4 protein-coding genes are annotated in these 4,958 nt (G+C 66.0%); all 4 read right to left on the reverse strand.

The window, feature by feature from the left end; all coding sequences use genetic code 11:
* Positions 1–716: hypothetical protein (locus K2X24_RS15490; RefSeq protein WP_292499262.1), on the reverse strand; the 716-nt coding region annotated here is incomplete at its 3' end.
* 117 nt (positions 717–833) lie between these two features.
* A complete protein-coding gene (locus tag K2X24_RS15495) occupies positions 834–1,046 on the reverse strand; it encodes a hypothetical protein (protein ID WP_292499263.1) in 213 nt (70 codons plus the stop codon).
* Positions 1,047–1,078: 32 nt separating this feature from the next.
* Complete coding sequence (locus K2X24_RS15500) at positions 1,079–1,372, reverse strand: hypothetical protein (RefSeq protein WP_292499264.1); 294 nt, start codon at positions 1,370–1,372, stop codon at positions 1,079–1,081.
* A gap of 13 nt (positions 1,373–1,385) precedes the next feature.
* Entirely contained in the window at positions 1,386–4,946 is a 3,561-nt protein-coding gene (locus K2X24_RS15505) for a host specificity factor TipJ family phage tail protein (protein ID WP_292499265.1), read from the reverse strand.
* Positions 4,947–4,958 lie beyond the last annotated feature (12 nt).

Raw genomic sequence — 4,958 nt, forward strand, 5'->3', positions numbered from 1 at the left:
ACCGACAGGGTGCCGGTCCGCCTCGGCACGAGCTCGTCGAGCTCTCCACGCAGGCCAGGAACGTCCGCGACGCCGCCGACGCCGAGCGCACTGGACGGTTGCGCCGGCCATTCCCCGTCTTCCTTGGGTCCGTAAAGGAGGCCCGATTGCCCCACGCGCTCGACAATCCAATGGTCGCCGTTCTCACCATCCGAAGGCTGTGGCGGCAGCGATCCGATGAGAAAGCCCGCACCGCGCCGGCCCGCCTGGCCCGCGACCGCAACGGGCGTCACGATGGGCTGGCGCCCGCCACCGAAGGTGACACCGGCGCGATCCGCCACGAAATCGCGAATGGCGGCCGGATCGTCGTACCGCAGGCGCACCGGCACGAGCAGACGCCGGGCTCCGTTCACCACCTCCAGAATGTCGGCCGTGAGCTCGCCGCGCGGGAAATTGGTCTGCGCGAAGGCGCGCGAGACCTGATGTACGAAGGTATTCCGGACGGTCTGGTCGCCGCTGCCATCGGTAGGCGGGACGAGCGTCAGGCCATCCTGGAAAGTCAGCACCTTGATGGGCGCCACAGGTTCGCCCACGCCAGTCTTCGACGTCGCCGGCGCGATCCAGGCCTCGAAGGTACGCCCTTCGACGGATAGGGGCTTGCCGGCTGCATCGTAGAACGGGATCTCCCAATAGGGATCCGTCTGCGTCGAGATTAGGAACTGCGGCAGGCCAGCCATGGACGGGCTCTCTCGTGTCGGGCAGCCGCACTGCCGCAGCGGGCCGCGCGAGGCGGTCCGGTGCGGCAGTGCGGCGAAGGACTGGGGTTGGCTGGCCGAAGGAGCGGCGCGCGCGGCCTAGTTGATGGTCGGCGTCGAAGGCTGTTCTTCCGGCACGGGAGCTTTCGCCTGCGGGATGAAACCGTTCAGGCGCTGGATCTCACCGCGCGCTTCGCCGAGGGTCTGGCGTAGAAGTGCGTTCATGCCCGAGAGCTTCGCGCATCGGGTGAGCGCTTCATTGCGCTGGCGCTCAAGCTCTTCGATCCGCCCATCCATCTCCGTAATGGTCATGACCGGCTTTTGGGCCGGCGCCTGACAGGCGCTCACGCGGTCGCCCGCTTGGTCAGGTTCGAGCGCTGGACCTGCACGGCCATCTCGCGGCCACCAGAGTTCAGCGCCAGAATGTAGGCGAATGGCTGGCTCGGCACATCGCAGAGGAAGATCGCCACATCGCCGGCCGCGAACTCGGGCGGCATGCCGGCGCGCGCTGAGATGTCGACGGCATCGCCGGGGGCGAGATCGCCAGCGGTCGCCGCGGCGTAGCGTTCGGAGAGGTACGCCACGATGTCGGCCGGGGTAGCGAGCTCCCGGGACTTAGTTTCCTGAACGGTGATCATAGTCTTCTCCTGTTCAGCGCTTGGAAATGAGCGCATCAATTTGGCAGGCATTGATCCGTGCGCCTGCGCCACTATTCGGTCCCTTGAATTTGTAGACGACCGAAAGGCGATGTGTTCCCGGCGGGCCAATTACACCCATCATCGTATTCCCGATGGTCCCGCCGCTGTTAGCGTTGCTGGACGTCTGGAATCCCGATTGATTGCCGGCAGTCGTCGACACGAACACCGTGTTCCGGTTGTTCCAGGCGTTCCCGTTGATCGCGATTGCGGTCTCGATCGTCGCTTGCTGAAGAGTGGTGCTGCCGTTGGTTAGCTGCACGTAGAGGTTCGCGTAGACCGTCGCGACGACGGGGAAGCCGTTGGCGTGGTCGACGGTGAAATAGACCTCGGAGCCAGGAACCTCGGTCCAGGTGTCGCCGGTGAGCGCCGGGATCGTGTAGTTCTCGACGTATGATTTCTTCGGGTCGACGGCAGCACCCGGGAGGATCGCCTGCTGCGTTACCCGCAGGCTCGGGATCGTCAGCGTGTACCCATCGAAGGAGAACGTGGGCATGCTCTGCCCGTTGGCCGTAATGTAGAACGCGCTGGCGTCAACTACGAAGCGGCTGGTGCCATCGTCCATGACCTCGACGTAATAACCGGCGCCACGCGTCTGCCCGCCGGACTGGACGGCTACCAATGCCTGGATCCGCGCGGAGACCCCGGAAGGTCCAGACTGCGCCAGCAGACTGAAACGGCCTGTGGCAGTGCCCGCATCCGAGCGAGCCTGCGCGTCGATAATGCGCTGGCTCAGTGCGCTGTCAGCATTAGCGCGCGTCGTGGTCTCGTCGACCAGGAGGCCGTAATTGTAGCCGACCGTGGAAAGCGTGCTCTCGATGCGCTGGCTCAGTGCGCTTTCTGCGTTGACCCGTGTCGTCCTCTCGTCGATGAACTGGCCATAATTTGAGCCAACGACACTTTCGACGTACGAGACGTAGCCAGTGATAGCCTCATCTTGTGTGGCGCGGGTCGTTTGCTCAGTCAGTAGGAGATTGTAGTTCCCGCCAACTGCGGACTCTATACTTTGGATGTAGCGTGTGTTTGCGCTGTCGGCATCCGCACGTACGCTGCGCTCTTCAATGATCGAGGCTTCATTCGTTCCTACGCGGGCGCTCAGCCCATCAATGCGGGTCGCTTGCGCACTGTCCGCATTGGCCCGCGTCTGGGCTTCGCTGAGAATGCTGGCCCGGGTCTGCGGAAGGCTGCCAGGCGTGTTCTCGCCAAAGACGTAGCTCTCTAGGTTCTCGGACCGCAGAGCGTTCGCGCTGTCTGCTTCGGCCCGTACCCGGCGTTCCTCCACGATGGCCGCCGTGTTGCCGCCTACGGTCGCGCTGAAGCTGTCGATGCGTAGGGATAAGGCGCTGTCAGCATCTACACGGATCTGACGCTCCTCGATCAGACCGGCCGAATTCTGGCCTACCGTAGCGGTGAGGCCATCGATACGTGTGGCCTGAGCACTGTCCGCATCGGCGCGCACTCGGGACTCGCTCAGGATGGAAGCCTCGTTAGATCCGAGGCGAACGCCGACGGCAGTCAGATCTGATGCAAAAGCCTCATCCTGTGTGATGCGGGCGGTCTGCTCGTTTAGGAAGTAGGCGCGATCCGAGTCGGTTTGCGCGATCAGAGCGGTAGTCCGGCGTGCCTCGGCTTCGACGGCAGTTGCGCGGGTCGAGGCCTCCTCAATGATCGCGGCCGTATTGCCGTCGATACGGGAAACCGCAACGTCGATGCGGGATGTCATTGCCTCATCGGCCGTCAGACGGGCCTGGGCCTCAGAGGTGATTGCGGCGGCGTTGGCGGTATCGTTCCCCAGGCTCTCCAGGGCTTTGGCCAGTGCAGCGTCTGCCCGTCCTGCGGCTTCCTGGAAATCCGCCTGCGCCTGAGCCCGTACGTCCTCAGCGCGGGCGAGCGCAGCGGTGAAGTCTGCCTTCGCCTCGACTGCAACGGCCTGGGCGTAGGCCTCGACCTCCAAGATGTGATCCAGGCGGCCACGCACCGCTTCCGTCAGCCCCGCATAGTCGATCGGCGGTAGGTTGATGATCTCGGTCTGGCTGCCGTCGACCACCGGGGCGACGGTGGTGAAGGTCGCCGATTTCCATGCGCCCGGGAGGCCGGTTCGCCCGTAGGCGCGCGCACGAACGGTGACGGGGCCCTCCACCTGGCGCATCGGCGCCCGGCCGGACGAGGCTGGTCCGAAGGGCGACAGCACCTCTCGGGTGCCCCCGCCGTCATAGGAGATATCGGCCTCATAGTTTCGGGCGCCGCGGGTGGTCGAGGCACCCCAGACCACCTCGATTCCCGTCTCGATGCGCACGCAGCGCGCGTGCAGCACCGCGATCTCGGGGACGAGCGGTTCGGCCAGGTTGTCCGCATTGACCGGCGCCGGCGCGATGACGGCCTCGTCCAGCAGTTGCCAGACGCGCGCGTCGTCCTGCACCATCTCAATCTGCACATGGTCCGCGTCGCTCGGGATGGCCGAGCGGGCGACATAGGTCTCCTGCAGCTCGTCGAGCTCGCCGAGGACCACCGTCGTCGGGTCCTGCGTGTCGCTCGCGAGCACGTCGCCTAGAAGCCGACCGGTCTGGGCCTGCAAAGCCACGACGTCGTCGGGGTGCAGCTGCAGCCCGCGCGGGCCGACACCTTTCACACGCAGGATGCCCCACTCGCGCCCCGCGCGGGTCCGGATCGAGCCGTACCCCCAGGCGTCGGCCGGCACGTTGGCGGTGACATCGAGGGTCAGCACGTTGCCGGCGCGCGCGGCAACGCCGTAAGCATCCTTGCCGCGGAAGAACCACAGGTCCGAGAGGACGTGATCGCCCGGGTAGACGAGGCGGCCATCCCATTCGGTGGTGACCTTGCGCTCGGCCCCGCGGAAAACCGCGACGGCGGCCAGCCAAGTGGCGTGCTTCTGCGCGTGCGCACCGGTCGTGATGCCGTTGACCCGGTAGCGTTTGGGCGTGCGGCTCGGCGTACCGTAGGAGAACCGGGCCTCGTCGGGGCGCTTGGGGTCGCCGTCGCGGTCGAACTCCACGATGACGTCGCCGCCCTCCACCTTCGTCTTGAAGGTGGCGCCGCCGCTGTCGCGAACGATCTGCCGGCGGGTGAGGACGTGGCGGGGCTCGGCCCGGCTCTCGTCGCGCACGAACGAGTGGATGGCGCCGACCTTCACAGGATCGGCCCGCAGCGGGTGCAGAATTTCGGATGCGGCCTCCCAGAACGACGACACCTCGGGCAGCTGCCCGTCGAAGGTATCGTTCTCGCTGAGCAGGTTGGCATAGTAGAGAGCCTTGTCGGCATCGGCGCCCGAGATGGCGTCGAGGCCGTATTCGGCTCGCACCAGGTCGCAGAATGCCCAGACGGCCTTGCGCGTCGGCTGCTCGACCCAGGCCGACCCGGTCCAGACCGGGATGATGCGAGTCGCCTCCACGGTGATGTCCGAGTAGGCCGTCACGGTCAGGCCCTTGCCCGCCCGCATGCGCAGCGCGATCTCGGTGGTCTGGGGACGGATGCGCGTGTCGTCCTCGAACGCGTACATCGCGTCCCAGGT

Origin of the sequence: Methylobacterium sp. (assembly GCF_019750675.1) — a bacterium.
Classification (GTDB): Bacteria; Pseudomonadota; Alphaproteobacteria; order Rhizobiales; family Beijerinckiaceae; genus Methylobacterium.

Bases quoted from the DNA above. Each gene is read 5' to 3' on its own strand.
- K2X24_RS15500 (WP_292499264.1), bottom strand. From the start codon at position 1,372: ATGATCACCGTTCAGGAAACTAAGTCCCGGGAGCTCGCTACCCCGGCC.
- K2X24_RS15495 (WP_292499263.1), bottom strand. From the start codon at position 1,046: ATGACCATTACGGAGATGGATGGGCGGATCGAAGAGCTTGAGCGCCAG.
- K2X24_RS15505 (WP_292499265.1), bottom strand. From the start codon at position 4,946: ATGTACGCGTTCGAGGACGACACGCGCATCCGTCCCCAGACCACCGAG.